The organism is Psychrobacillus sp. OK028 (genome assembly GCF_900103605.1).
Classification (GTDB): domain Bacteria; phylum Bacillota; class Bacilli; order Bacillales_A; family Planococcaceae; genus Psychrobacillus.
Genome location: NZ_FNHY01000001.1, coordinates 605,297 through 631,094, shown reverse-complemented (window position 1 = coordinate 631,094; position 25,798 = coordinate 605,297). Strand labels below are relative to the sequence as shown.

Here is a 25,798-nt window from a genome sequence, read left to right as displayed (position 1 = left end):
TAGCTCACCCCCGGTTATATTCGTTGAGAAGGCCGGACAGTTTTTTAGCGAAACCGTCATCCATAATGGCAATCGCCACTCTGGCCTCTTTTCCCGTCGCATGTCCGAGATCGTGCCGGTCTCCAAAGACATGCAGCTCAACGTTAAAAGATGCACATTTATCATTGATTTTTTTTGCTGTATTTTTAGAAGCGTCATTTGATAAAACCACTAGTTTTGCCTTTTGACTTCTAATTTCTTTTACTACAAGTTCTTCACCAGTTATCGTTTTTCTTGCTCTAGTCGCTAAACCTAATAGATTAGATATTTGTTCATCTATTGTCATTTGAGTTTTTCTCTCTCAATTACGACGATTAACTGATCATAAATTTCATTTGGAATTGGTGCTTCTAAATGAGTGCCTAATGAATTTTTCTTTTTCGCTTGGTTTACCGCTTCGATAGATTTAGATACATAAGCTCCACGACCTGATTTTTTTCCAGTCAAATCAATCGAAACTTCTCCTTCTTTCGAACGGACTATACGAATCATTTCTTTTTTCGGAAACATTTCACCAGTTGCAACACATTTACGTAACGGTATTTTCTTTTGAACCGCCATTAAAAATCACCATCCTTGCTTATTCTTCGTCTTTATAAAAATCGAAATCATCCAATTCTTCTTCGTCCAAGTTTTCAATTATAAGCTGTGGCGAATTTTCATTTGGATAAATTCCAAGTTCTCTTGCATCTGTTTCACTTTTAATATCAATCTTCCAACCAGTAAGCTTAGCTGCAAGACGAGCATTTTGCCCTCTTTTACCAATTGCAAGAGATAGTTGATAGTCAGGTACTACAACTGTTGTAGATTTTTCTTCCTCATTTACTTGAACATCGATTACTTTAGAAGGACTAAGCGCATTTGCAACAAACACCACTGGATCTTCAGACCATTCAACTATGTCAATTTTCTCTCCACTTAACTCATTAACAATCGTTTGAACTCGAGCTCCCTTTGCACCAACACATGAGCCGACTGGATCAATTTCATCATTATGTGCAAAAACTGAAATCTTCGAGCGATCTCCTGCTTCACGAGCAATTGACTTAATTTCTACTATACCTTCAAAGATTTCTGGTACTTCCATTTCAAACAAGCGACGAAGTAAACCTGGGTGTGTTCTAGAAACGAATACTTGTGGTCCACGTGTAGTGCGCTCTACTTTCGTAATATACACTTTAATACGTTCATGTGGGCGATATGTCTCTGTTTGGATTTGCTCATTGGCAGGTAATACTGCCTCTACTTTTCCTAATCCCACATATATGTTTCGTGCATCTAATCGTTCTACAATTCCGTTTACGATATCGTCTTCACGATCCACATATTCTTCGTAGATAAGACCACGTTCCGCTTCACGTACACGCTGAGTTACAACTTGTTTTGCTGTTTGAGCAGCGATACGGCCGAAATTACGTGGAGTTACTTCCTCTTCTACTACATCACCAATTGCATAGTGTGGGTTTATCACTTGCGCATCCTCTAACGAAATTTGCAAACGGTCGTCTGAAACATCTTCTACTACATCTTTTCTTGAATAAACAAGCATAGTACCAGTAGCTAAGTTAATGTCGACACGAACATTTTGGGCTTGGTTAAAATTTCTTTTGTAGGCAGTCACTAAAGCAGCTTCTATTGCTTCTATTAAAACATCTCTTGAAATTCCCTTTTGTTGTTCGAGCGCAGTTAACGCATCTAATAATTCACTACTCACTACTTTCACTCCTCCATATAAGTTATGCTGAGAAATCGATTGCTAAACGAGCCAGCGCAATTTTCTCTTTTTCAATTTGAATTTTTACTCTTCTAGTTTTTACTCGCACTTCGATTAATGCGCCTTCCTCTAATGAATAAGAAAGTAATGTCCCTTCAAATTCCTTCGCCCCATTTACCGGCTCATAAGTTTTGATATAAACATACTTACCAATTGCGTTCGTGAAGTCCGCATCCTTTTTCAAAGGTCGTTCTGCTCCAGGAGAAGAAACCTCTAAAAAGTAATTTTCTGATATTGGGTCTTCTACATCTAACTTTTCACTTAGTTTTTCACTAACTTGAGCGCATTGTTCAATATCTATACCGCCAGTCGGAGTATCGATATAAATACGTAAAAACCAATCTCGACCTTCTTTAACATATTCAATATCTACAAGATCTAAATTTAACTCTTGCAAAATAGGCGATAGAAGTTCTTCAATTTTACTTGTAATGTTACTCATATTAGCCTCCTACATAACAATGATTTTCTATATAACAACAGAAAAGAGCGGGAAATCCCACTCTTTCGTCACAGAACTATGAAACATTGGTAGTTTTATATTACCATACATCATGTAGCCTTGCAAATTTCCTACTAAAACAGCGAAAGCTGATTGGCATCTGGTAAACCCTCTAAACAGCCCATCGTATCCATATATTCGATGATAGTCTTCGATACTTTACCTCTTTGTTGAAGGTCTTCCTTCGATAAAAATTCACCATCTTCTCTTGCTTTAGCTATTTGGAAAGCAACATTTGTACCTAATCCTGGTATCGAGTTAAAAGGCGGAATTAACGTATTGCCTTCAATTTTAAATTCATTAGCATGGGATTTGTATAAATCTACTTTTTGCATTTTGATGCCCCGTTCTGTCATTTCTAATGCAATTTCTAAAACTGTTAACAAGTTTTTTTCCTTTGGAGATGCTTCCAGTCCCTTAGCATTGATTTCGTCTAATTTTGCTCGGATTGTTTGAGATCCGTTTACCATAGAGATTAGATCAAAATCAGAAGCTCTTACTGTAAGATACGCTGCGTAATATAGTATGGGATAATGCACTTTAAAATATGCAATACGAACCGCCATTAATACATAAGCGGCCGCATGGGCTTTAGGAAACATATACTTAATTTTTTTACAGGATTCAATATACCAATTGGCTACTCCTTGTTTCTTCATTTCAGCTTCAAATTCTGGAGTTAGCCCTTTCCCTTTCCGAACAGACTCCATAATTTTAAATGCCAAAGAAGGATCTAACCCTTGATAGATTAAATAAACCATAATATCATCACGACAACCAATTACATCAGAAAGCTGACAAGTTCCAGCCTGGATTAGTTCCTGAGCATTTCCAAGCCATACATCTGTTCCATGGGATAAACCAGAAATCTGAACTAACTCAGAGAAAGTCGAAGGTTTTGTCTCCTCAAGCATTTGACGAACAAAGCGAGTACCAAACTCCGGAATACCCAAAGTTCCTGTTTTACAGTCAATCTGCTCCTCCGTTACACCTAAAGATGCTGTTCCACTAAATATCTTCATCACTTCTGGATCATCTGTTGGAATTGTTTTTGGATCAATACCCGATAAATCTTGTAGCATACGAATAACTGTAGGATCATCGTGTCCCAGAATATCGAGCTTAAGTAAATTATCATGAATAGAATGAAAATCAAAATGTGTCGTTTTCCATTCGGAGTCCTGTGCATCTGCCGGAAACTGTATTGGTGTAAAGTCATATATATCCATGTAATCTGGAACAACGATTATACCACCTGGATGCTGACCAGTTGATCGTTTAACACCAGTACAGCCTTGTACAAGACGATCGATTTCTGCACCGCGTAGGGTCAAATTGTTATCGTTCATATAACCTCTTACATAACCATAGGCTGTTTTCTCAGCTACTGTTCCAATTGTACCAGCACGAAATACATAATCTTCTCCGAATAATTCCTTCGTATAATTATGCGCAACTGACTGATACTCACCGCTAAAGTTTAAATCTATATCAGGAACCTTATCCCCCTTAAATCCTAAGAAAGTTTCAAACGGAATGTCTTGTCCATCTTTTACGTAAGGTGTATCACATTTTATACAATTTTTGTTGGGTAAGTCGAAGCCAGATCCAACTGATCCATCTTGGAAAAACTCTGAATGCTGACAACTAGGACATACATAATGAGGTGGTAACGGGTTTACTTCTGTAATTTCTGTCATTGTTGCTACAAGCGAAGAACCTACAGAACCCCTAGACCCAACCAAATAACCATCATCTAATGATTTTTTTACTAATTTATGAGAAATCAAATAAATAACTGCAAAACCATGTCCAATAATGGATGTTAGTTCTTTTTCAATTCGCGCTTCTACTATTTCAGGTAATTCTTCTCCATAGATTTCTTTAGCTTTTGCATAGGTAAGAGCTCTTACTTCCTCATCTGCCCCTTCAATCTTAGGTGTATATAGATCATCTTTGATTGGTTTAATGTCTTCAAGTGAATCTGCTATGTTCTGAGGATTAGTCACAACAATCTCTTTTGCGAGGTCTTCACCAAGAAACGCAAATGCATCTAGCATTTCATTCGTCGTACGGAAATGTACTTTAGGAAGACCATGACGGTTTAGTGGATTAGCCCCACCTTGCGAGTTAACTAGTATTTTTCTGAACATAGCGTCATTTTCATGTAAGTAATGAACATTTCCAGTCGCTACAACTGGTAGATTTAATTTTTTACCGAGTTTAATCATTTTACGAATGATATCTTCTAAATTCCATTCGTCTCTAACTAACTCTGCCTCAATTAAGTGAGCGTATACCTCTTTAGGATGTATTTCTAAATAATCATAGAACTGAGCGATTTCTTCAACTTGCTCTAGTGGTTTTTGCATAAGTCCTTCAAAAACCTCCCCTTTATCGCATCCAGATCCAATGATTAGTCCTTCTCTATGCTTTTGAAGTACAGATCTTTTTATTCTTGGTACACGATAGAAGGTAGTAGTATGTGCAAGTGACACTAGTTTGAATAGGTTTTTTAAACCTGTTTCATTTTTAGCTAAAATTGTACAGTGGGTTGGTCTAGCTCGTTTATAAGAGTCTCCCTGTCCAATATGCTTGTTAAAATCATCATGATACGCTATTTTATGTTCTTCAGCTTCTTTTAATAAATGAAGCAATAAATAGCCTGTAGCCTCACAGTCAAAGATTGCTCTATGGGCTTGAGTAAGCTCAATATTGAATTTTTTAGCAAGAGTCCCAAGGCGATGAGACTTCATCTCTGGATGTAAAAAACGGGCAAGCTCTAATGTATCAATTACAGGATGATTGAAATGATCTATTCCAGTTCTTCGATATCCTTCATATAAGAAGCCCATATCAAATGATGCATTATGCGCAACGATTATTCCATCCCCAATAAATTCGTGAAAATCTTTAATAACCTGCTCGATTTCAGGAGCATTTCGAACCATGTCATCTGTGATTCCAGTTAACTCGATCGTAGTTGCTGAAAGAGCATGATGCGGGTTTACAAATCGTTCAAATTTATCAATTATATTGCCGTTTTGCATTTTTACAGCTGCTAATTCAATTATTTTATCGTAAGTTGCAGACAAACCTGTAGTTTCTACGTCAAACACTATATATACTGCGTCTTCTAATGCGGTATGCTGCTCATCATAAGCAATAGGAACCCCATCATGAACTAGATTCGCTTCTAAACCATAAAGAATTTTAATACCATTCTTTTTACCCGCGGCATAGGCCTCTGGGAATGACTGTAAATTGGCATGATCTGTAATAGCAATTGCCTTATGGCCCCACTTAGCAGCTTGCGAAACTAGTGAGGAAACAGAGGAAACTGCATCCATCTGACTCATCGGTGTATGAAGATGTAACTCTACTCGTTTTTCTTTTGCAGTATCTAAACGGACTACCGGATTTATTTCATTCATATCTTGTGCCATGATGATTAAATCACGTACAAATGTATCATTTTGAACGGAACCTCTAACCTTTATCCACATTCCCTTTTGAAGTCTTTCCATCATTTGAGCATCTTCTTTATCTCTAGAGAACATCTTCACTAATATGGAATCTGTATAATCAGTTACCTTCGCAGTTAATAGTGAGCGACCGCTTCGTAATTCTTTCACCTCAACATCGAATACGAAGCCTTCAATCGTTACTCTACGTTCTTCATCCTGGATAGTTTTAATATCAATAATAGGCTCATCTTTTTTAAGCGGGACACCCAGTTGGAATGGTCCATCGGTATTTTGATTGCCATTTTCCTGTCTATTTTGGTCGCGTTTTTGCATATCTTCTAACGCTTTTTGTCCAAGCATTTCTTCTTCTAATCGACGCTGTTCTAAAAACTCTAATTGAGCTTGCGCTGTTGCTTCAGTATCCTCTACTAACCTGAAGTCGAATGCAATCTTCGGAAATCCAAAACCTACATAAACCTCTGATAATTGTTCGATATATTTCTTTTTAAACGTTCGTAATTCAATTTCCTGTCCACATGTTAAATGAATCATCTGGCCGTTCCATTCTGGCTGCTGTTTTAACAAGCGGTCTTTTAAAGGTGGAGCCATATCACTTAATTCTTTAAGAACTAACGGCCAATATTGATTGATCAACTCTTGTGAAACATCTTTTCCTTCACATTGAATAGTTAACAATATATTAGCTATGCCTGAAAACTTTTCTATTAGCCGTGTTTGGAAAATCGTAAAGACATCTATTGGAAGTATCGCCTGTAGTTGAATTTTAAAATCCCATTGTCTATTTTTCTTATGTACAGTGAATCGATCGATGGATGCATGTTCAAAGTGCTTTACAAATGAATCCTCTGTTAACTCAAGTTGTTGCAGCAACAAATGCATTCTCATTTTCCCGTCGTCCATAGCTCGTATCCCTCCTTATCACTTAAAGTACTTATGTTTTTCTCAATTCAACAGTAAGAAAAACTGGGCAAAAAGACGCCCGGTCCTTTAAGAACAAAACCCATATATACCAATGTTTGTAGCTCCGACCGGACGCTTTCCGTGGGCACGGCTCGAGCCTGTAGTCTCTCCCTCGAGTTGTCCCACAGAAGTCACCGACCTGCGCTACAATCCATCATAACCTCTGTTATATAAGTAAAGTTTCAAATATTATCAGTTAAAATGAAAGTCTGTCCTTTACATTTATCATTGGACTACATTCTTAATTCAAAAAGATTTCCGGTAATAAGATGATTATTTCATAAAAATTTATCCGATTTTTATATGGTAAGGATTAATTATGCCAAATCTATTTGTGTAGTAGCACACATTCATTGATTGTAGTGAAAGGTGGTGACTCCTGTGGGATGAGTGAGACAGATAAGGTATCACAGCGACGCGTGTGCTGTGGTGATAGCTCATCGCTCACCCCACGGAGGCCAACAGGATGTTGGTCACGAAGGCGTTGCCACATGAGGTGGCGCTCTTAGCCTTTGTACCCCACCAGAAACGGAAATCATAGCATTACTTATTCTTACTAATCTCCTTACCCCAGTATCAACGAGACATTTTTATATACTCTCTTTTCTTTTAAAAGAAAGGAAGTTCATATGATTGAACTTCCCCCCAACTTCTATCCATTAAAGAAAAATCGTTGTATGTCATTCCATGTAACGACAACCATTAATACCATTAGTAGCATAATACCGACAAAGTGAACCATTCCTTCTTTTTGCTTATCTACAGGTTTCCCACGTAAAGCTTCAAACAAGAAGAACAACAATCTACCTCCGTCTAATGCTGGTAATGGCAATAAATTCATAATACCCAGATTAATACTAAGTATTGCAGCCCAGTGCATTAAATTGTATACACCATATTGCGCAACTTCCTCTGTTGCTTTATAGATTCCAACAGGTCCGGATAAATCATCTATTGAAAAATTGCCAGTAATTAAAGTACCTAATATCGTAAAAATACGTTTAGTCCATTCATAAGTCTGTTCTGCCCCGAAGACAACAGCCTTTGCAGGATTCTTTTCTAGTGGACTTGAGTACTGAACACCAATTTGACCAACTCTTTCTTTTCCTACTACCACTTCATTTGGAGTCATGGAAAGATTTACTTCTCGCCCATCACGTACTACCGTAAATTCCATTAATTCATTTGAACTAACCTTTACTTTTTCAGATAGTTCGTCCCATGTAGTAATAGAAGCTCCATCAATCTTCGTTACCAAATCACCGTCTTGCATACCTGCTTGTTGTGCAGGACTGTCTTTAACCACAGTTGTAATAACCGGTTCATATGTTGGTACTCCTTGAAACAAACCAAGTGCTAAAAAGATGAAAAAAGAAAGGATAAAGTTAAATAGTGGTCCTGCAAATATAGTCATGGATCGTTGTCCAACTGACTTCGAACCGAATTGTCGATCAGCAGGTGCAATTATTGTTTCGTTACCCTTTTCGTTTATGATAGCATTTCGGGCTACTTTGTAACGCACTAATTTTTCTTCATCATTGTATCCTTCTATAAACATTTGATCGTTTAAATCAGATCTTTCTACTTCTAAAAACATCATATCTGGAAATTGTTTGTTTTGGTTTAATAGAATCTGATCGATTTCGTCTTGAGCATTCAAATGGACTCCTAAACGATAGCCAGGCTGCAATTCTACTGAGTCCAAATCTTCACCGGCCATACGGACATATCCACCGATTGGCAGTAATCGTAGTGTATATAGAGTCTCGCCTTTTGTATATCCAAAGATTTTAGGACCCATCCCAATCGCAAACTCACGCACCATAATTCCTGCTCGTTTCGCAAAGATAAAATGCCCTAGCTCATGGAAAAATACGATACTTCCAAAAATAATTATAAACGCAATGGCTGTCTCCATTATATCCCACCTTTAGTTTCTAGCTGAATATGCTTTCACATCTAATCATTTTACCATGTTCTCCACGGATTTTCTTGTTTTGGCATCTACATGAAGAATTGTTTCTAAATCTGGATCGGAAATATTTACATGCTCATCCATTGCTCGCTCTATTAATTCGTCAATTGTTAAGAAGCCAATCTTCTCTTTTAAAAATAAAGCGACAGCCGCTTCGTTTGCTGCGTTTAGCACCGTTGTCATTGTTCCGCCTGCTCGTCCTGCATCAATAGCCAATTTCAATGCATGATATCGTTTGTAATCCATTTCTTCAAAATGAAGTTTACCTATTTGAGCAAGATTAAGACGTGTCGCTGATTGTCTTGTCAATCTATCTGGATAAGACATTGCATATTGAATTGGGACACGCATATCTGGCGTCCCTAGTTGCGCAATGACACTCGTATCATGAAATTCAACCATCGAATGGATAATACTCTCCCGGTGGAGTAACACTTCGATATCATCATAGCTAATATCAAATAGAACGCGTGCTTCAATTACTTCAAGACCTTTGTTCATCATAGTGGCAGAATCAATTGTAATTTTCGATCCCATTGACCAATTGGGGTGATTAAGTGCATCCTGTACAGTTACATGTTTTAGCTCTTCTCGTGTACGATCTCTAAAGCTTCCACCTGATGCAGTAATTATTAACTTAGCAATTTCTGACCGTTTTTCTCCATTCATCGCTTGGAATAAAGCTGAATGCTCGCTATCCACAGGAAGAATGGGGACATTATACTCTTTAGCAGCCTTCATGACTAAATGTCCTGCTGTTACTAAAGTTTCTTTATTAGCAATGGCAATAGTTATTCCTTTTTTGATTGCTTCTAATGTTGGTCTTAAACCTACGCTACCTAGTACTGCATTTACTAAAACATCTGCACCTGCATGAGCAGCTACCTGAACTAGTCCTTGGTCACCGAAAACTACTTCGACTTGAGGAAACTCATTACCTAATTGAATGGCATCCTCCTCGGATAAAACGGAAACTAAAGGAACAGTAAAATCTCGAATAATTTGTTTCGTCGCTTCCATATTTTTACCCGCAGAAAAAGCTACTAGTTGGAACTTGTCCGGGTGCTCTTTTATTATATCCAATGTTTGTATCCCAATAGAACCAGTGGCTCCTAATAAACTAATTTTTTTTGCCATGAAATAAAGTCGTCTCCTTATATAAAATGTAAAAAGTGAAGAAGCGGTAAGACAAATAATATACTGTCAAAACGATCTAATATTCCACCATGACCTGGTAACAGAGTTCCAGAATCTTTCACATTATAATGTCTTTTTATCGCCGATTCCACTAAATCACCAAGTTGACCAAAAATCGAAGCAACAATGGTAATTCCTATTAAAACGAGTATCGATGAAGTGAGTGGACTGATCAGTTGAATGATAAATGCAGTGATTAACGCCCAAATAATCCCTCCAACAAAACCTTCTACCGTTTTATTCGGGGAAATGTCCGGCCATAATTTTCTTTTTCCAATTTTGCGTCCGGTGAAATAAGCACCAGAATCTGTTGTCCAAACGATTAGCAACGCAAAAATAACATATGCCAACCCTTCATTTCTTGTTTCTATAAAATAATAAAAACCGATACCAACATAAAGAGTACTAAAGATGACGAATGCTGCATCTTCAAAAGTAAAACGATTTTTTACTAACACTGTGTAGATTAATAATAAGAAAACTCCAATAAACAGCCATTCTAATTTTGTATGCCTCGTGTATATCCAAATACTCTCCGTTAAGTTTGACGGCAGTAATAATAGAAACAGGAGCAGGAAGGAAACTAAACTGGCAAATGAAAATAAAGCTATGCCCTTCATACGAAGCATCTCATGTAAGCCCACCGCTGCTATTATGTATACTAATATAGTGAAAACTGGCCCACCTAATAAAACAATTGGGAGAAATAATGCCAATGCAATAGCACCAGTAATAATCCGTTGTTTCAATTCACTTCTTCCCCCTTAAGTCCACCGTATCTTCGATTTCTTTTTTGATAACTTTCAATTGCTTCTAACAAACAAGTTTCATCAAAGTCCGGCCATAGTGTATCCGTAAACCAAAACTCTGTGTAAGCAAGCTGCCAAAGCATGAAATTACTCAGACGTACCTCACCACTTGTTCGAATAAGTAAATCTGGTTCAGACAAATCTTTTGTCATTAAATGATCTGTCAGTAATTGTTCAGAAATTTCTTCCTCAGAAATTTCATTTTGCTGTACTTGCTGGGCAATTCGCTTAACTGCCTGCACAATCTCGTCTCTGCTTCCATAATTTAAAGCAAAATTAAGTATAAGTCCATCATTTTTAGCCGTTTCATCCATTGCTTTGTTAATAGCTCTTCTTGTATGCTCTGGAAGCATATCTAAATTACCCATCATCCGTACTTGAACATTTTGCTCGATTAACTCTGGTAAATACGTACCTAAAAATTCTTCAGGCAGTCGCATCAAAAATTCTACTTCCATTTTGGGACGTTTCCAATTTTCTGTAGAAAAAGCATACAAAGTTAATGTATCTATTCCAACTTCATTTGCAAATCGAGTTATTTTCTTTACAGTCTTCATACCTTCATGATGACCAGCAATACGGGGAAGTGACCTCTTTTTAGCCCATCTTCCATTACCATCCATTATAATTGCAATATGGTTGGGCAATTGTTCCTTTTGGGCATTTTCTTTTCGTTCATCTAAATGAATATCGATCATTTTTTCATTTTTACGAATTAGTTTTTTAAACATTTAGAAACCCCCAATCTACCAAGTCGAACGTCTATACCTATCATATCAAATAACCGAACATATAAAAAGACGTCCCTTTCAAAGGACGCCTTTTTTAAATAAAGGTTCAGAAATACTTAACCTAGACAACTCATTGAAGAAGATGTTGGTATTCATGGAATTTTTAACCCTAACCACCTCTTCTTAAAGGTTAAACATCTAAAATTTCTTTTTCTTTTTCTTTTGTAATTGCATCGATTTTTTCAATGCTAGAGTCTGTAAGTTTTTGAATTTCATCTGTATAATTTCTTAACTCGTCTTCCGTAATTTCACCAGATTTTTCAAGTTTTTTCAGATCATCATTGCCATCGCGGCGAACATTACGAACATTTACTTTCGCTTCTTCCGCTTCTTTTTTTACTTGTTTAACTAATTCTTTACGACGTTCTTCTGTCAATGCTGGAATTGCAATTCGAATTAACGTTCCGTCATTAGTCGGAGTAATTCCTAAGTCAGATTTTAAAATGGCTTTCTCAATATCTCCAAGAATTGTTTTGTCATATGGAAGGATCGTTATTAAGCGAGCCTCAGGCACTGATATACCAGCCATTTGATTGATGGGAGTAGGTGCGCCGTAATAATCTACTGAAATTTTATCAAGCAAAGCAGCACTAGCACGCCCAGCACGAATAGTAGATAATTCTCTACTAAAAACTGATATCGTTTTTGCCATTTTATCGTTTGTTTGCTCTATCACTTTTTTCGGCATTAAGAATTCCTCCTAACGACTGTACCAATGGTCTCCCCTAACACAGCCTTTTTAATATTACCTTTTTCCATTATTGAGAATACAATAAGTGCTATATCATTGTCCATACATAAAGTAGATGCAGTAGAATCCATTACTTGAAGTCCTTGTTGAATAACTTCGATAAATGAAAGATTATCATATTTTACTGCTGAAGTATCCGTTTTAGGATCTGCGGAGTAAACACCATCTACATTATTTTTGGCCATTAATATAACATCCGCTTCTATTTCAGCTGCTCTTAAAGCTGCTGTTGTATCTGTTGAGAAGTATGGATTTCCTGTTCCTGCTGCAAAAATAACAACTCGTTTTTTTTCTAAATGTCGAATAGCTCTTCTACGTATGTAAGGCTCTGCAACTTGTCGCATTTCGATAGATGTTTGGACGCGTGTTTCGACACCTGCTTTTTCAAGAGAATCTTGTAGTGCAAGTGAATTCATAACTGTAGCAAGCATACCCATATAGTCAGCAGTAGCACGATCCATGCCCATTTCGCTACCTACTTTTCCTCGCCATATATTTCCTCCACCAACAACTACTGCAACCTCTACTCCAAGATCTACAACTTCTTTCACTTGATCGGCTACAGATTTAATAATGTCAGGAGATAAACCGAAACCTTGTTCTCCAGCTAATGCCTCGCCACTCAATTTTAAAACGATTCTTTCGTATTGTGGTTTGCTCATAGGTATCCTCCATCTCTTTCTTGAAAAATAGGGAACACAAATTGCGTGCTCCCCAGTTGTTATTGTATATTAGTTCCCTTTTACTTGGCTCATAACTTCTTCTGCGAAGTTATCTTCACGTTTTTCGATACCTTCACCAACAGCATAGCGAGTGAATGAAACTAGTTTACCACCAGTTGACTCAACAAATACTTTAACTTTTTGGTCTGGGTTTTTAACAAATGATTGTTCTAAAACACAAACTTCTTCAAAGTATTTACTTAGGCGACCTTCTACCATTTTAGCAACGATATTTTCAGGTTTACCTTCGTTTAGAGCTTGTTCTGTTAAGATTTTGCGCTCGCGTTCTACTTCATCAGCAGAAACCTCATCGCGTGAAATATAAGTAGGGTTTAAAGCTGCGATATGCATTGCAACATCTTTAGCTGCTTGCACATCTGTTGAACCTTCTAATACTGTAAGAACTCCGATACGTCCTCCCATGTGCAGGTATGGACCAAATGCATCTGCATCTGTTTTCGTTTCAATAACAAAACGACGAAGTGTAATTTTTTCTCCAATTTTAGCAACTGCGTTAGAGATTAGGTTCTCTACCGTTACTCCTTCTTCAACTGTTGAAGCTAAAGCTTCTTCTACTGAAGCTGGTTGTGTAGCTAATAAATGAGAAGCTACTGTTTGTACTAATTGTTGGAAAGATTCGTTTTTAGAAACGAAGTCAGTTTCCGCATTCATTTCTAACAATACAGCTTTGTTTCCATCCACTTGAATGAAAGTAGTACCTTCCGCTGCGATACGATCAGCTTTTTTAGCTGCAGAAGATAAACCTTTTTCACGTAAAAAGTCGATAGCTGCTTCTAAGTCACCATTTGTTTCTACTAAAGCTTTTTTACAGTCCATCATACCTGCACCAGTTTTTTCACGCAATTCTTTTACCATTTGTGCTGTAACTGCCATTATAAATTCCTCCTAGTACAATTAGTGTCATTTTCTCAAAAAAAGGTGATAAGAGGGTTGGCCGCTTATCACCTGTTAATTACAATTCGTATTACTCAGGTCTTACTCAGCTGCAACTTCAACAGAAGCTACTTCTTCGTCTTCACCTTGTCTTGCTTCAAGTAATGCATCCGCCATTTTAGCTGTTAATAATTTAACTGCACGAATTGCATCATCATTTGCAGGAATTACATAGTCGATTTCATCTGGATCACAGTTTGTATCAACGATTCCTACTAAAGGAATGTTCAATTTGCGAGCTTCTGCTACAGCAATACGCTCTTTACGTGGATCTACAACGAACATTACATCTGGAATAGCTTTCATATCACGGATACCGCCTAAGAATTTAACAAGACGTTCGTGTTGTTTTTTTAGTTGAACAACTTCTTTTTTAGGAAGTACTTCAAAAGTACCGTCTTCTTCCATTTTTTCAATGGCTTTTAAACGAGCTACACGTTTTTGAATAGTACCGAAGTTTGTTAATGTACCACCTAACCAACGTTGGTTGATGTAGTAGTTACCTGAACGTTCAGCTTCTTCTTTAATAGCTTCTTGTGCTTGTTTTTTAGTTCCTACGAAAAGAACTTTTCCACCGTCTTGACCTACTTGACGCATGAAATCATAAGCTTCTTCTAATTTTTTCACCGTTTTTTGAAGATCGATGATGTAAATTCCGTTACGTTCAACAAAAATGTATTTTTTCATTTTTGGATTCCAACGGCGAGTTTGGTGACCGAAGTGTACACCAGCCTCTAATAATTGCTTCATTGAGATTACTGACATGATTTATTTCCTCCTGGTTTGGTTTAGTCTTCCGCATCCTTCATTTTTCATTAGCTACTCTATAAATAGAGCACCTGCTAAGTCCATCAGAAATGCGTGTGTATTCATACCGTTTTCTAATATAACATATGAATTTTATACTTTCAACTATTTAGTCGTTAAATTTTAGGAAAAGTTCCACTTCTGTCTTTCCTATTTGTAACATTTTAGCTATTTCGTCAGAAGTTTTTCCTTCTTCAAAATGGAATATCACTTTTTCTCTAACCGTTTCAGGCACTTTTTTTGTAGTCGATTGAGCCGTTTTCAAATAGCTGCTTGCTGCAATTTGTTTAGATACAAAAGAAAAAGGAGGTTCAAAGGCTTCTGCTTCTTTTTCTGACGGCTTTACTTGATTTTTCAAAAGTACTGTTTTAGGTACCTCTGTATTTTTTAACTCCTGTATAAGCCGATTATTTTCATCTGTAATTTCAGCGATATAAGCACTAAATGAATTTTCTATGTCGATTAATACTTGCTGTTGCTTTTGTTCCATATTATCAAATCTTGAAATCTTGGCATTCAATAGAGCAATAAAGTAAAAACTTAAAACTTGCATTAAGAATAATATTATTAAAAAAGTCGTTATCATAACTGCTCCTAACCACTAAAATCTACAAAGTTCCCTTTAAATGGATGCTTTGTTTCTTTTGCTTCCCGTTCTTTCTTTTCTCTATTCTTTCGTTCGTGCTCTCGTCGTTCTCTCTCTTCTTGAGAAGTAGTCTCTGACGTTTCATTAGATTTAATAACAGACTCTCTGGTTTTTTCTAGTTGCCTTTCGGTTGCTGCTTGAGCGTTAGCTTGACTAATCGCACTTTGTTGTTGGATTTGATCAGCTACTTTACCAGCATCAAACGTTTTAGGAATAGCAATTTGAAGTTCTGCCAATTTTAAGCTCATCGTAGTATCCCCTTTTCCAAAACGTGCCAATTCATAAAGAAGTAATTAACAGTCATATAGGCGAATAGTTGAAGCTAATATCATATATTTTGTTTCTTACATTGAATATCAAGTAGTTATAAATTTGACTTAGACATTCATCATTTCATTCATTAATAATTTTCTGAGTTTAAAAAGTGCTTTCGAATGAATTTGAGATATTCTAGAAGTAGACAGACCTAGCATCTCTCCAATAACTGTGAGTGTTAATTCTTCTGTATAAAACAAACTTAACACTAATTGTTCATTTTCATTTAATTGTTGAATTTGGTCGGCTAGATCCCCTATGAGTTCACTTTTGACCATTTGTTGTTCAGGGGTTTTCTGAGAATCATCTCGAATGACATATGATTTGTTCTCTGTTTCTTCGCTTTCTTGCAGTTGCTCATCTATTGATAGGACATTAGAAAAAAAGTGCTCCTGTACTGTATGATATACGTCCTCTACCGGCATTTCGACATAATCTGCAATTTCTTCAGCAGATGCATGCCTCATTAACTTTTGCTCTAATTCTTCAATTTTAGTTTCTAGTTTCTTCGCTTTTTCTCGCGATGAGCGTGGAAGCCAATCTTCTTTTCGCAACCCATCAATGATAGCCCCTCTTACGCGAAAAGATGCATAAGTATCAAATTTCAGCTCTCTACTATAGTCAAATTTATTTAAAGCATCAAATAGACCCATCATTCCTAAACTCTTAAGCTCTTCTCTAGATATATTTTTAGGGATACCTGCACCGATTCTTTGCACATGATAGTTTACTAACGGTAAATATTTTCTCAAGAGTAAATCTCCGGCCTGAGGATCTTTGCTTTCAGTCCAATTCTTCCAAAGAAGCTGCTCATCAGTCGAATCTTGATATGCCAAATTTATCCCCCTTTCCAATATATCTCTTCATTATGGTTATTATAACAAAAATCTCACTAAAAAGGGGAGCCGAAACTATCGACTCCCCCGTTTTTCCATTTATTATGTCTATTAGTTAGACTATGAGCTAGACTATTCATCTTCCTTTAACATAGTCTTTACGAGCTCCGCATAATCCTCTGGAGAAATTTCAGATTTCAAAATTTCCGTACCTTCACCTGAATGAGGTTCTTCGATTCTATTACTTATTATATAACTAATAATGGCTCTAGCAAAAAATGTTACAAGAAAAAATGTTATCGCAACTATTAGTGCATCAAGAATAATTCCCTTACCTTCTATAAACGGGAAAGAAAACAAAAAATAAACACTAAAAGCAATAAGCGCTACCCAAAAATTTGAAAGAATAGTTCCTACCATCATATATCTCTCACTCCTTGGTTCACTGTACGAATATTTAATAGTTTGGTAGTCGGATCAAACTCAATCGTTCTACCACTATTTCCCCCTGTATCCTCTGCAACAATAGGAATAGAATATTTATCCAAATATTCTTTTACTGCCTCAATATTGCGTGGTCCAATTCGCATTGTATCTTTACTAGAAGTAAACTGAAACATTTGAGCTCCTCCAGCTATTTTAGCTTTTAACTTATACGGCTGGATTCCCTCTAATTTTAACTGCTCCACCATGGCTGTAATTCCTGTATCTGCAAATTTGGCAAGATTTATATTATTTGATCTTCCAAGAGTAGAATCTGGGAGCATAACATGTACCATGCCTACTGTCGTAGATCTCTCCTCATATAAAACAACTCCCACACATGAACCGAGTCCAGACGTACGAATTTTGTCTGGGGCCTTTGCAATATTCATATCTGCAATACCTACTTTTATTATTTGTCCTTGTGCGTTCATATTAGTTAACCCCTAGAGCTCTAAAAATAGCATCAAATGATTCTGGATCTGGTAACAAAAGGAAGTGTCCTTTCACACTTTCCTCATTTGGAACATCCTCTTCATTGATAGCTGTATCAATCACAATTACATAATCACTTATATGAGATAGCTCTACCAAACCGAAACTAATAATTGCTCCAACCATGTCTACACTAAGTGCTGGTACAGTAGGGTATATTTTTAATTTTGTAAAATCTGATAGTGCAGACAGGTATGAACCAGAAAGAATATTCCCAAGCTCCTGCATTGCAGAGACACCAATTTCAGATACTTCACCCGTTTGAAAGTTGAAAGTCTCATCCTGTACCAGTCTGCGTATGAATCGATTAGCTTGCTCTACTGGTAAGACAAAAAACATACTGCCAGTTACATCACCTTCAATACGAAGATAAATGCCAGCAACTACACTTTCTGGTCCCCCTGCTAAATCCATCATATCGTCAAATGATATCATTTCCACTTTCGGTACTTTCATATCAATTTTCTTGTTAAGCAATGTCGATAGGGCTGTCGCAGCATGCGCAGCACCAATGTTTCCGATTTCCTTTAAGACGTCTAAATGGAGGGAGGTAATTTTACTGTCATACATCATTTAAACTCCTGACTTAATAGGATTTAAAACGTGGTTTAAGTGAAGCAGGATTAACAGACGGCTATCGATTTTCACTACACCAGCTATAAAGTCTTGCTCCATACCTCCAACAACCTCGGGCTGTGGTTCAATTGAATCGACCGGAATATCTAATACATCATTAGCCGAGTCCACAATTACTCCGACATCCATATCATCGAGCGTGATGATAATAATACGAGTTGAATCACTTAACTCACTTTCGCCAAGTCCAAAGCGATTTTTCAAATCGATAATAGGAGTAACTACCCCACGTAAGTTGATAACACCCTTTACAAATGAAGGAGTTTTAGGGACACGCGTAATATATATAAGCTTTTCAATACCTTGAACCTGACTTACAGGTATAACATATTCCTTGTCTGCCAGTTGAAAAACTACTACTTTTAAATTTTGTAAATCCACTGCTTCTATCATTATGCTCTCTCATCCTTTCTAATAGATGCTATTTAGCTGATTAATGCATTACAATCGACAATTAGTGCTACTTTACCATTTCCTAAAATAGTGGCACCTGAGATTGCAAATACACTTGATAAATAGGCTCCAAGTGATTTTAAAACGATCTCTTGTTGACCAATAAATGAATCTACTACAAGACCAGCCATTTTATCCCCTTTTCGAACAAGAACAACAGAATGAAATTCATCATCAGAACTTTCTCTAGGAACATCAAAAACATTTTCTAAAAATACTAATGGAACAACCTTTCCACGGAAATCAATCACTTTTTGGTTATGTGCATTTAATATATCCGAAGAACGAATGATTGCAGTCTCTATGATTGAAGAAAGTGGTATTGCGTAAATTTCTTCACCAAGCTCCACTAACATGACAGAAATAATGGAAAGCGTTAAAGGTAATTGAATAGAGAATAATGACCCTTTCCCTTCAGTGGACGAAATATCAATAGTACCACCAAGTGATTCGATTGTCGTTTTTACTACGTCTAATCCAACACCTCTGCCGGAAACGTCTGAAATGACATCTGCTGTAGAGAACCCGGAAGAAAGAATTAACTCTGCCACTTGTTTGTCGTTTAACGTTTGAGCCACTTCATTTGAAACTATTCCTTTGGATATAGCTTTTTTCAGTACTTTTTCACGGTTGATCCCAGCACCATCATCCTCAATCTCGATAAACACATGATTACCGCTATGGTATGCACGAAGTACAACTGTGCCTTCCTCTGGTTTACCATTAGCTAAGCGAATTTCAGGGCTTTCTACTCCATGATCTAAGGAATTTCTTATTAAATGAACGAGTGGATCTCCAATTTCATCAATAACCGTTCGGTCTAATTCCGTTTCAGCACCGACTACTTCTAAATTAATTTTTTTGTTTAAATCTCTCGCTAATTGACGTACCATTCGCGGAAATCTATTAAATACTGTTTCCACTGGAACCATTCGCATATTTAGTATAATATTTTGTAAATCACCAGTTATACGAGACATACGCTCTACTGTTTCATCTAATTCACTATTATGTAAATCTTCTGAAATAGACTGTAATCGACCGCGGTCGATGACTAACTCTTCAAATAAGTTCATCAATATATCTAATCGCTCAATGTTCACTCGAATGGTTTTACTAGATTGAGCTTGGTTGTTTTTAGAGGACGTTGATTTTTCAGCAGATTTTACTTCCTCTGTCTGTTGTTGCTGCTCTACTGGGACAGCTGCATTTTCAATGACTGGAGTCTCTTCTACATTGTTCAACTCAAAATTATTACGTTTTTTAAGCTGTTCTAATGTCACTGACTTCACTAGTACTTCTGTTACTTCAGAGACTTTCATTAATTTCTTTTGTACATCTTCTAAAGGCTCATTTGTAACTAAAGCTACATAGAAGATTTCATCAAAATCTTCAGCCTCTAACTTTTCCACAGATGGAGATGATTTGATAACGTCTCCCATTTTCTCTAACAATTCAAAAACCATATATACCCTTGCAGCTTTTAATAAGCAATCTTCACGCAGCTTGACAGAAATTTCATACGTATAGAAATCCTGTTCAACTGATTGTTCAATGACTGTCAATTCATAATCGTCATAGGATAACCAGTTATCTTGAGCAACTTCATTTATAACAGCGGGTTCTATCGTAGTAGCAGCAACTGGGATCTCTTCACCAGTTTCTATTTTATGTAATTTTTGAACAGTATCCGTTACATCAAGCTTACCTTTTCCACCTGCAGCGATATCTAATACCATTTCTTCCAGCTGATCGACTGCAACGAAAACAACGTCTAATAGTTCTGCTGTTACATGTAATCGGCTATTTCTAATTTCATCTAAAACATTCTCCATCTTATGCGTTAAATTTGCTATATCCTCATAGCCCATAGTTGCAGACATACCTTTTAAAGTATGAGCAGAGCGGAATACTTCATTAACAATTGCTATGTTTTCAGGATTTTTTTCTAATTCTAATAAATGTTCATTACAGGCTTGTAAATGTTCCTTACTTTCTTCTATAAACATCTCCAAATATTGATTTGTATCCATGGTTAAACACCCCTTTAAGGTAGATATTGTATGATGGTTTTTGCAATTTGATCTAAATCCACTACTTCATTTACTAAATTAGTTTCCACCGCCGCCTTAGGCATCCCGTAAACAATACAAGTACTCGCTGCTTCTGCAATTGCCACGACATTTCCGCTCTTTTTTAATTTTTTTAAACCAAGAGATCCATCAGATCCCATTCCTGTCATAATAACTGCAATTTTATCGAAATCATTAAACTGACTATTATCCTCAAAAAGAACATCGACAGCTGGTCTATGGCCCGCTCGTGGGGCCTCTTTGTCATCTAGTACAATATAATAAGAGGAAATTCTTTTCTGGATGCGCATATGAAAGCCTCCGGGTGCAATATAGGCATGTCCATTTTGAAGTAAATCACCATCCTCGGCTTCTTTCACCTCAAGTTCGGATAACTGGTTGAGTCTTTGTGCCAATGATTTTGTAAACCCAGCAGGCATATGTTGAACGATCAAAACTGGTGCCTGCATATCCCCAGGCAGTTTTGTAATTACTTCTTGAAGAGCTCGTGGACCCCCTGTTGAAGTTCCTATTAGTACCATTTTCTTATTCGTCATGTCCCATTTGATAGCATTAGAAGTGTTTGATAAGCTTTTTACTTCCATACTTTTAGGTGTACTATTTATTAAAGGTATAGGTGAACGTTTCTTTATTTTATGAATGGATACTTGCGCTGCATTTTCTACTTTTTCCACTAATTCCTCTTTTATCTTATGTAAATCCAATGAAATGGTCCCACTTGGCTTTGCGATAAAATCAACTGCTCCATATTCCATCGCTTGCATAGTACTTTCCGTTCCACTTTTTGTTGTACTTGATAGCATAACAACAGGAACTGGCGTATCTGTCATTATTCTGCGTAGTGCCTCTAAACCATTCATCACGGGCATTTCAACGTCTAGCGTGAGGACATCTGGCTGTAGCGCTTTTATCTTTTCTATTGCGTCCTGACCATTCCTAGCGATTCCAATAACTTCTATTAATTTGCTATCAGTAAAGAAATCACTAATAAGCTTTCGCATGAATGCAGAATCATCTACTATTAATAGTTTCTTTTTTATAGTAACGTCCATCATCTCACGCCCTTCTGCGAAAAAAGACTTTTTAATCGAGATATGAATTTATTGTGCTTCGGAATAGATTCTTCCGTATATTCAAAATCAGTAAATGCAGCTGCAATTTTTTTAAGTTTTTTTGTAATTTCAGCTTGAGGATATAAAATTGAAAATGGTATTTGCTCCCTTACAGCTTTTCGAACAATTGTATCCTCTGGCAGTACACCAAGTACGGTAATTTCTTTGGAAAGAAACTTGGACATTGCCTGCTTTAATCGTTCTGTTGTTTCTACTCCCTCCTCATCAGTAAATGCCCTATTGCAAATAAGGAAGAAGTTTTTATCAGAATCTTTATAGTAAATAAACTTCATCATAGAATAGGCATCAGTGATAGATGTGGGTTCTGCTGTCGTTATTACAATAATATCGTCTACAGAAACTAACAAATTCAATGTCTGACTCGTTGCACCTGCTCCCATATCAAAAACAATATAATCGAAGTTTTTCTGTAAGTATTCAAAAGCCTCGATTAAACGCTCAAACATTTCGTCGGTCCATTCCATTACACCATTTAACCCTGAACCACCTGAGATATATTGTAGGTTGTTTGGTCCTTCAAAGATTACTGATTCTAATGGCTGATCTCCGACTAAGTAATCTTTTAAATTAGTAGGAACAGATTTTCCGAGTAATATATGAATATTTCCCATACCAATATCCATATCAATTAGTACAACTTTTTTTCCCTGCCCACTTAATGTTGTAGTAAAATTTATCGAAAAATTGCTTTTTCCCACTCCACCTTTACCACTAACTACCGCTATTGATCGTCCAAGCTTATTTTGGTTTCTTAGCATTTTCATTCTAAGTTCTTCAGCTTGATCTCTCATGACGAATCCCCTTTAAAAATAATGTGAGTAATCCTTCGTGACTAGCTCCCATAATATCTTCCGGGACTTCTTGACCATCCGTATAGTAAGCAAGTCCTTTGTTATATTTAACCATTAAATTGATGAGAGAGCCAATAGTATTTGTTTCATCTACTTTAGTAAATATAAATTTTTCAATAGGAAATTCACTAAATTGTTCGATTATTACTTCCATGTCCTTTTGTTTAGAGGTAGATGAAAGTACTAAGAAAGTTTCAGTATTCACTTCAAACTCTATTAATTTCTGCAAATCTCTTACGAATTTAGTTTCTTTATAATTTCTTCCAGCAGTGTCTATAAATACAGTATCTAACTTTTCAAACTTTACCATCGCTTCTTGTAAATCCTTTTCACTATAGACAATTTCAATAGGAGCTTGAAGTAAACCTGCATAAGTTTTAAGTTGTTCAATTGCCGCAATCCGATATGTATCCGTTGTAATAAAGCCAACTTTTTTCTTTTTTTCTAAAACTGCTCTTGCAGCCATCTTTGCGATCGTCGTCGTTTTACCTACACCTGTTGGTCCGAGCACATTAATGTACTTCTTCGTATATGAAATTCCACCGAATGGTAAGTGCTCCAATTGAGTTTTGAGAAAGTTTTTCGTAATGGCTATTTGAGTTTCCATTTCAAAGTCTGCTGGATTTCTTTTCAGATGTACAAAAAGCTCATCACTAACAGGTGTGATAAGCTCCTCTGACAATTCTTGCTCTTGTAAAAAATCCATAAGAGTTTTCATTTCTGCTGGATATGTACTTAACTTTTCGGGACGCCCAATATTTTTTACTAATTGTTTTAGGTCTTCTAGTTCTTTTTTTATCTCTACAGAAACATGTTGAGATTCTTGAGGCACAATAGTTGGCACCTCAAGTGTATTATTTGACTGTTCTAATGTATCCATTCCAGCTAATACTTCAATCGATTTTTTCTTAAACAAGCCTATAAAGCCTTTCGAAAAGACAACCTTTGAACTTAATATTACTGCCTCGTCCCCAAGTTCTTTTCGGATTAATTTCATAGCTTCTGGCATTGTATTCGCTGTAAATTTTTTCATCTTCAATCTACATTCACCACCCCGACACTTTGTACCTCAATTGAGGATTCTAATTCATTATAAGAAAGAATTGGTACATGTGGAAAATATCTTTCCGTCATTTGTCTAACATACATTCTTACAGCAGGCGAACAAAGAATGATTGGTGACTGCTCCATCATAGAAGCACGCTCTATTTCTTTTGCCATAGACTCTAAAATTGCCTGAGAATCACTTGGATCTATAGATAAATAGTTCCCATGTTCAGTTTGCTGAATGCTATCCGCAATTAGTTTTTCTACTCTACCAGATACCGTTAATACTTTTAGCACATTACTCGAACCAGCGTATTGTGCTGTAATTTGCTTCGCTAAAGATTGCCTTGAGTATTCAGTTAATACATCGGCATCCGAGGTCATTTTTGAATAGTCTGCAAGGGTTTCAAATATAATCGGCAAATTCCGAATAGATACATGCTCTCTTAGAAGATTGCTCAATATTTTTTGAATTTCTCCTACTGTCAATGGCGTAGGTGTTAATTCGTCTACTAGTATTGGGTAAGTCTCTCTTATATGATCGATTAATTGTTTTGTTTCTTGGCGGCCTAATAATTCATGCGCATTATTGCGAATAATTTCAGTCATATGAGTTGAAACAACGCTAGGCGGATCTACAACTGTATATCCAAGTATTTCCGCTTCTTCCTTCACTGATTCCGTTATCCATTTTGCCGGTAATCCAAAGGAAGGTTCTACAGTATCTATCCCTTCGATCGTATCATCATCACCAGGGCTCATAGCCAAATAATGATCTAAAAGAAGCTCTCCTCTTGCCATTTCATTGCCTTTGATCTTAATACGATATTCGTTCGGTTGAAGCTGTATATTATCACGTATTCGAACTACGGGTATAACTACTCCTAATTCCAGTGCAAGCTGTCTTCTGATCATTACTACACGATCTAGTAAATCTCCGCCCTGCGCAGCATCTACTAACGGTATTAATCCATAACCAAACTCAAATTCAATTGGATCCACATTTAATAGATTAATAACATTTTCTGGACTCTTCATACTATCTGTTGTTACTTCCTCTTCAAATTCTTCCATCTCATCTGGATCCTCTTTGTTAGCCTTACTTATCATGTAAGCACCAACCGCTAATATTATTGCAATAGGTAATGTTAGAACTAAGCCAATCGGTGTTACGATACCTAACAATGTAATTGTAGCAGCAGCTACATATAGAAGTTTAGGCTGGTTAAATAACTGATCTGTAATATCCCCGCCAAGATTGCCTTTAGATGCAGCTCGTGTTACGACAATACCAGTAGCAGTGGATATTAATAATGCTGGAATTTGTGAAACTAGACCATCACCGACTGTGAGTGTTGAAAATAGTACGGCAGCTTCACCAAACGGAAGACCAAATTGTACAACCCCGATAATTATACCGAATAGCAAATTGATAATAACAATGATGATCCCTGCAATAGCATCTCCCTTTACGAATTTAGTAGCCCCGTCCATTGCACCGTAAAAGTCTGCTTCACCACTAACTTTTTCACGTCTTTCACGAGCTTCTTTCTCGGAAATCATACCAGCGTTTAAATCCGCGTCGATACTCATTTGTTTACCAGGCATTGCATCTAATGTGAACCGAGCAGCAACCTCAGAAACACGCTCGGCACCTTTAGTTATAACGATAAAGTTTATAATTACTAAAATAGCAAATACAACTAAACCGACGAGCATGTTCCCCCCTGTAACAAATGTACCGAACGTTTCAACTACTTTACCCGCATCGCCTTCTGCTAAGATTGCTCTTGTGGTGGAAATATTCAAAGCAAGTCTAAACAAAGTAACGAGTAAAACAATCGTTGGAAATACAGAGAATTCTAAAGCCTCTTTCATATTCATAGCAGTCATCAATATTAATAAGGCAATCGTAATATTTATAATAATAAGAAAACTTATCAACCAATGAGGAAGAGGTATTACGAGCATCGCCACAATAGATATTACAGCTGCCAATACGGTTATATCACGGACTTGCATATACTTCCACCTCTATCTT

General features: G+C 36.7%; 25 protein-coding genes. All 25 read right to left on the bottom strand.

Going from position 1 to position 25,798, the window contains the following annotated elements:
• Positions 1-4 precede the first annotated feature (4 nt).
• On the bottom strand, positions 5-325 hold the full coding sequence (locus BLR36_RS02745; protein ID WP_093060178.1) for a YlxQ family RNA-binding protein: 321 nt from the start codon (positions 323-325) through the stop codon (positions 5-7).
• The gene (gene rnpM / locus BLR36_RS02740; protein ID WP_093060176.1) at positions 322-600 is read right to left on the bottom strand and encodes an RNase P modulator RnpM; all 279 of its coding nucleotides are present in this window, start codon (positions 598-600) and stop codon (positions 322-324) included. The genes BLR36_RS02745 and rnpM overlap by 4 nt, the downstream gene beginning before the upstream one ends.
• Before the next feature lie 19 nt (positions 601-619).
• Entirely contained in the window at positions 620-1,753 is a 1,134-nt protein-coding gene (nusA, locus tag BLR36_RS02735) for a transcription termination factor NusA (protein ID WP_093060174.1), read from the bottom strand.
• 22 nt (positions 1,754-1,775) lie between these two features.
• On the bottom strand, positions 1,776-2,255 hold the full coding sequence (gene rimP, locus BLR36_RS02730) for a ribosome maturation factor RimP (protein WP_093060172.1): 480 nt from the start codon (positions 2,253-2,255) through the stop codon (positions 1,776-1,778).
• Between the two features lie 134 nt (positions 2,256-2,389).
• The gene (locus BLR36_RS02725) at positions 2,390-6,703 is read right to left on the bottom strand and encodes a PolC-type DNA polymerase III (RefSeq protein ID WP_093060170.1); all 4,314 of its coding nucleotides are present in this window, start codon (positions 6,701-6,703) and stop codon (positions 2,390-2,392) included.
• A gap of 712 nt (positions 6,704-7,415) precedes the next feature.
• Positions 7,416-8,681, bottom strand: a complete 1,266-nt coding sequence (gene rseP / locus BLR36_RS02720) for an RIP metalloprotease RseP (protein ID WP_093060168.1) — start codon at positions 8,679-8,681, stop codon at positions 7,416-7,418.
• 45 nt (positions 8,682-8,726) lie between these two features.
• Positions 8,727-9,875, bottom strand: coding sequence for a 1-deoxy-D-xylulose-5-phosphate reductoisomerase (dxr, locus tag BLR36_RS02715; RefSeq protein WP_093060166.1), 1,149 nt, complete (start codon positions 9,873-9,875; stop codon positions 8,727-8,729).
• 17 nt (positions 9,876-9,892) lie between these two features.
• Positions 9,893-10,684 carry a phosphatidate cytidylyltransferase gene (locus tag BLR36_RS02710; protein WP_093060164.1) on the bottom strand — a complete coding sequence of 264 codons (792 nt, stop codon included), beginning with the start codon at positions 10,682-10,684 and terminating at the stop codon, positions 9,893-9,895.
• A complete protein-coding gene (locus tag BLR36_RS02705; RefSeq protein WP_093060162.1) occupies positions 10,681-11,475 on the bottom strand; it encodes an isoprenyl transferase in 795 nt (264 codons plus the stop codon). The genes BLR36_RS02710 and BLR36_RS02705 overlap by 4 nt, the downstream gene beginning before the upstream one ends.
• Positions 11,476-11,665: 190 nt before the next feature.
• The gene (gene frr / locus BLR36_RS02700) at positions 11,666-12,223 is read right to left on the bottom strand and encodes a ribosome recycling factor (protein WP_093060160.1); all 558 of its coding nucleotides are present in this window, start codon (positions 12,221-12,223) and stop codon (positions 11,666-11,668) included.
• The gene (gene pyrH / locus BLR36_RS02695) at positions 12,223-12,948 is read right to left on the bottom strand and encodes a UMP kinase (RefSeq protein ID WP_093060158.1); all 726 of its coding nucleotides are present in this window, start codon (positions 12,946-12,948) and stop codon (positions 12,223-12,225) included. Before pyrH ends, frr begins: the two co-directional genes overlap by 1 nt.
• A 69-nt stretch (positions 12,949-13,017) precedes the next feature.
• Positions 13,018-13,902, bottom strand: coding sequence for a translation elongation factor Ts (tsf, locus tag BLR36_RS02690; RefSeq protein WP_093060156.1), 885 nt, complete (start codon positions 13,900-13,902; stop codon positions 13,018-13,020).
• A gap of 102 nt (positions 13,903-14,004) precedes the next feature.
• Complete coding sequence (rpsB, locus tag BLR36_RS02685; protein ID WP_093060154.1) at positions 14,005-14,727, bottom strand: 30S ribosomal protein S2; 723 nt, start codon at positions 14,725-14,727, stop codon at positions 14,005-14,007.
• Positions 14,728-14,878: 151 nt separating this feature from the next.
• Entirely contained in the window at positions 14,879-15,355 is a 477-nt protein-coding gene (locus tag BLR36_RS02680) for a DUF6115 domain-containing protein (RefSeq protein ID WP_093060152.1), read from the bottom strand.
• An 8-nt stretch (positions 15,356-15,363) separates the two neighbouring features.
• Complete coding sequence (locus BLR36_RS02675) at positions 15,364-15,663, bottom strand: hypothetical protein (protein ID WP_093060150.1); 300 nt, start codon at positions 15,661-15,663, stop codon at positions 15,364-15,366.
• Between the two features lie 129 nt (positions 15,664-15,792).
• Positions 15,793-16,566, bottom strand: a complete 774-nt coding sequence (locus BLR36_RS02670; RefSeq protein ID WP_093060148.1) for a FliA/WhiG family RNA polymerase sigma factor — start codon at positions 16,564-16,566, stop codon at positions 15,793-15,795.
• 132 nt (positions 16,567-16,698) lie between these two features.
• Positions 16,699-16,989, bottom strand: a complete 291-nt coding sequence (locus tag BLR36_RS02665; RefSeq protein ID WP_093060146.1) for a hypothetical protein — start codon at positions 16,987-16,989, stop codon at positions 16,699-16,701.
• Positions 16,986-17,483: a chemotaxis protein CheD gene (locus BLR36_RS02660; protein ID WP_093060144.1), complete on the bottom strand. Its 498-nt coding sequence runs from the start codon at positions 17,481-17,483 to the stop codon at positions 16,986-16,988. The genes BLR36_RS02665 and BLR36_RS02660 overlap by 4 nt, the downstream gene beginning before the upstream one ends.
• A 1-nt stretch (position 17,484) precedes the next feature.
• Positions 17,485-18,117 (bottom strand): chemotaxis protein CheC, encoded by a 633-nt coding sequence (locus tag BLR36_RS02655; RefSeq protein WP_093060142.1) that lies wholly within the window; start codon positions 18,115-18,117, stop codon positions 17,485-17,487.
• On the bottom strand, positions 18,118-18,573 hold the full coding sequence (locus BLR36_RS02650) for a chemotaxis protein CheW (RefSeq protein WP_093060140.1): 456 nt from the start codon (positions 18,571-18,573) through the stop codon (positions 18,118-18,120).
• Between the two features lie 32 nt (positions 18,574-18,605).
• A complete protein-coding gene (locus tag BLR36_RS02645; RefSeq protein ID WP_093060138.1) occupies positions 18,606-20,666 on the bottom strand; it encodes a chemotaxis protein CheA in 2,061 nt (686 codons plus the stop codon).
• 14 nt (positions 20,667-20,680) lie between these two features.
• Positions 20,681-21,778 carry a protein-glutamate methylesterase/protein-glutamine glutaminase gene (locus BLR36_RS02640; RefSeq protein ID WP_093060281.1) on the bottom strand — a complete coding sequence of 366 codons (1,098 nt, stop codon included), beginning with the start codon at positions 21,776-21,778 and terminating at the stop codon, positions 20,681-20,683.
• Complete coding sequence (locus BLR36_RS02635; RefSeq protein ID WP_093060136.1) at positions 21,778-22,650, bottom strand: MinD/ParA family protein; 873 nt, start codon at positions 22,648-22,650, stop codon at positions 21,778-21,780. The genes BLR36_RS02640 and BLR36_RS02635 overlap by 1 nt, the downstream gene beginning before the upstream one ends.
• On the bottom strand, positions 22,634-23,749 hold the full coding sequence (flhF, locus tag BLR36_RS02630; protein WP_093060134.1) for a flagellar biosynthesis protein FlhF: 1,116 nt from the start codon (positions 23,747-23,749) through the stop codon (positions 22,634-22,636). Before flhF ends, BLR36_RS02635 begins: the two co-directional genes overlap by 17 nt.
• A complete protein-coding gene (flhA, locus tag BLR36_RS02625) occupies positions 23,746-25,779 on the bottom strand; it encodes a flagellar biosynthesis protein FlhA (RefSeq protein ID WP_093060132.1) in 2,034 nt (677 codons plus the stop codon). The genes flhF and flhA overlap by 4 nt, the downstream gene beginning before the upstream one ends.
• Positions 25,780-25,798 lie beyond the last annotated feature (19 nt).

Coding starts and splice junctions, on each gene's coding strand:
- BLR36_RS02745 (WP_093060178.1), bottom strand. CDS start 325: ATGACAATAGATGAACAAATATCTAATCTATTAGGTTTAGCGACTAGA.
- rnpM (WP_093060176.1), bottom strand. CDS start 600: ATGGCGGTTCAAAAGAAAATACCGTTACGTAAATGTGTTGCAACTGGT.
- rimP (WP_093060172.1), bottom strand. CDS start 2,255: ATGAGTAACATTACAAGTAAAATTGAAGAACTTCTATCGCCTATTTTG.
- BLR36_RS02725 (WP_093060170.1), bottom strand. CDS start 6,703: ATGGACGACGGGAAAATGAGAATGCATTTGTTGCTGCAACAACTTGAG.
- rseP (WP_093060168.1), bottom strand. CDS start 8,681: ATGGAGACAGCCATTGCGTTTATAATTATTTTTGGAAGTATCGTATTT.
- dxr (WP_093060166.1), bottom strand. CDS start 9,875: ATGGCAAAAAAAATTAGTTTATTAGGAGCCACTGGTTCTATTGGGATA.
- BLR36_RS02705 (WP_093060162.1), bottom strand. CDS start 11,475: ATGTTTAAAAAACTAATTCGTAAAAATGAAAAAATGATCGATATTCAT.
- frr (WP_093060160.1), bottom strand. CDS start 12,223: ATGCCGAAAAAAGTGATAGAGCAAACAAACGATAAAATGGCAAAAACG.
- pyrH (WP_093060158.1), bottom strand. CDS start 12,948: ATGAGCAAACCACAATACGAAAGAATCGTTTTAAAATTGAGTGGCGAG.
- tsf (WP_093060156.1), bottom strand. CDS start 13,902: ATGGCAGTTACAGCACAAATGGTAAAAGAATTGCGTGAAAAAACTGGT.
- rpsB (WP_093060154.1), bottom strand. CDS start 14,727: ATGTCAGTAATCTCAATGAAGCAATTATTAGAGGCTGGTGTACACTTC.
- BLR36_RS02680 (WP_093060152.1), bottom strand. CDS start 15,355: ATGATAACGACTTTTTTAATAATATTATTCTTAATGCAAGTTTTAAGT.
- BLR36_RS02675 (WP_093060150.1), bottom strand. CDS start 15,663: ATGAGCTTAAAATTGGCAGAACTTCAAATTGCTATTCCTAAAACGTTT.
- BLR36_RS02665 (WP_093060146.1), bottom strand. CDS start 16,989: ATGATGGTAGGAACTATTCTTTCAAATTTTTGGGTAGCGCTTATTGCT.
- BLR36_RS02660 (WP_093060144.1), bottom strand. CDS start 17,483: ATGAACGCACAAGGACAAATAATAAAAGTAGGTATTGCAGATATGAAT.
- BLR36_RS02655 (WP_093060142.1), bottom strand. CDS start 18,117: ATGATGTATGACAGTAAAATTACCTCCCTCCATTTAGACGTCTTAAAG.
- BLR36_RS02650 (WP_093060140.1), bottom strand. CDS start 18,573: ATGATAGAAGCAGTGGATTTACAAAATTTAAAAGTAGTAGTTTTTCAA.
- BLR36_RS02645 (WP_093060138.1), bottom strand. CDS start 20,666: ATGGATACAAATCAATATTTGGAGATGTTTATAGAAGAAAGTAAGGAA.
- BLR36_RS02640 (WP_093060281.1), bottom strand. CDS start 21,778: ATGGACGTTACTATAAAAAAGAAACTATTAATAGTAGATGATTCTGCA.
- BLR36_RS02635 (WP_093060136.1), bottom strand. CDS start 22,650: ATGAGAGATCAAGCTGAAGAACTTAGAATGAAAATGCTAAGAAACCAA.
- flhA (WP_093060132.1), bottom strand. CDS start 25,779: ATGCAAGTCCGTGATATAACCGTATTGGCAGCTGTAATATCTATTGTG.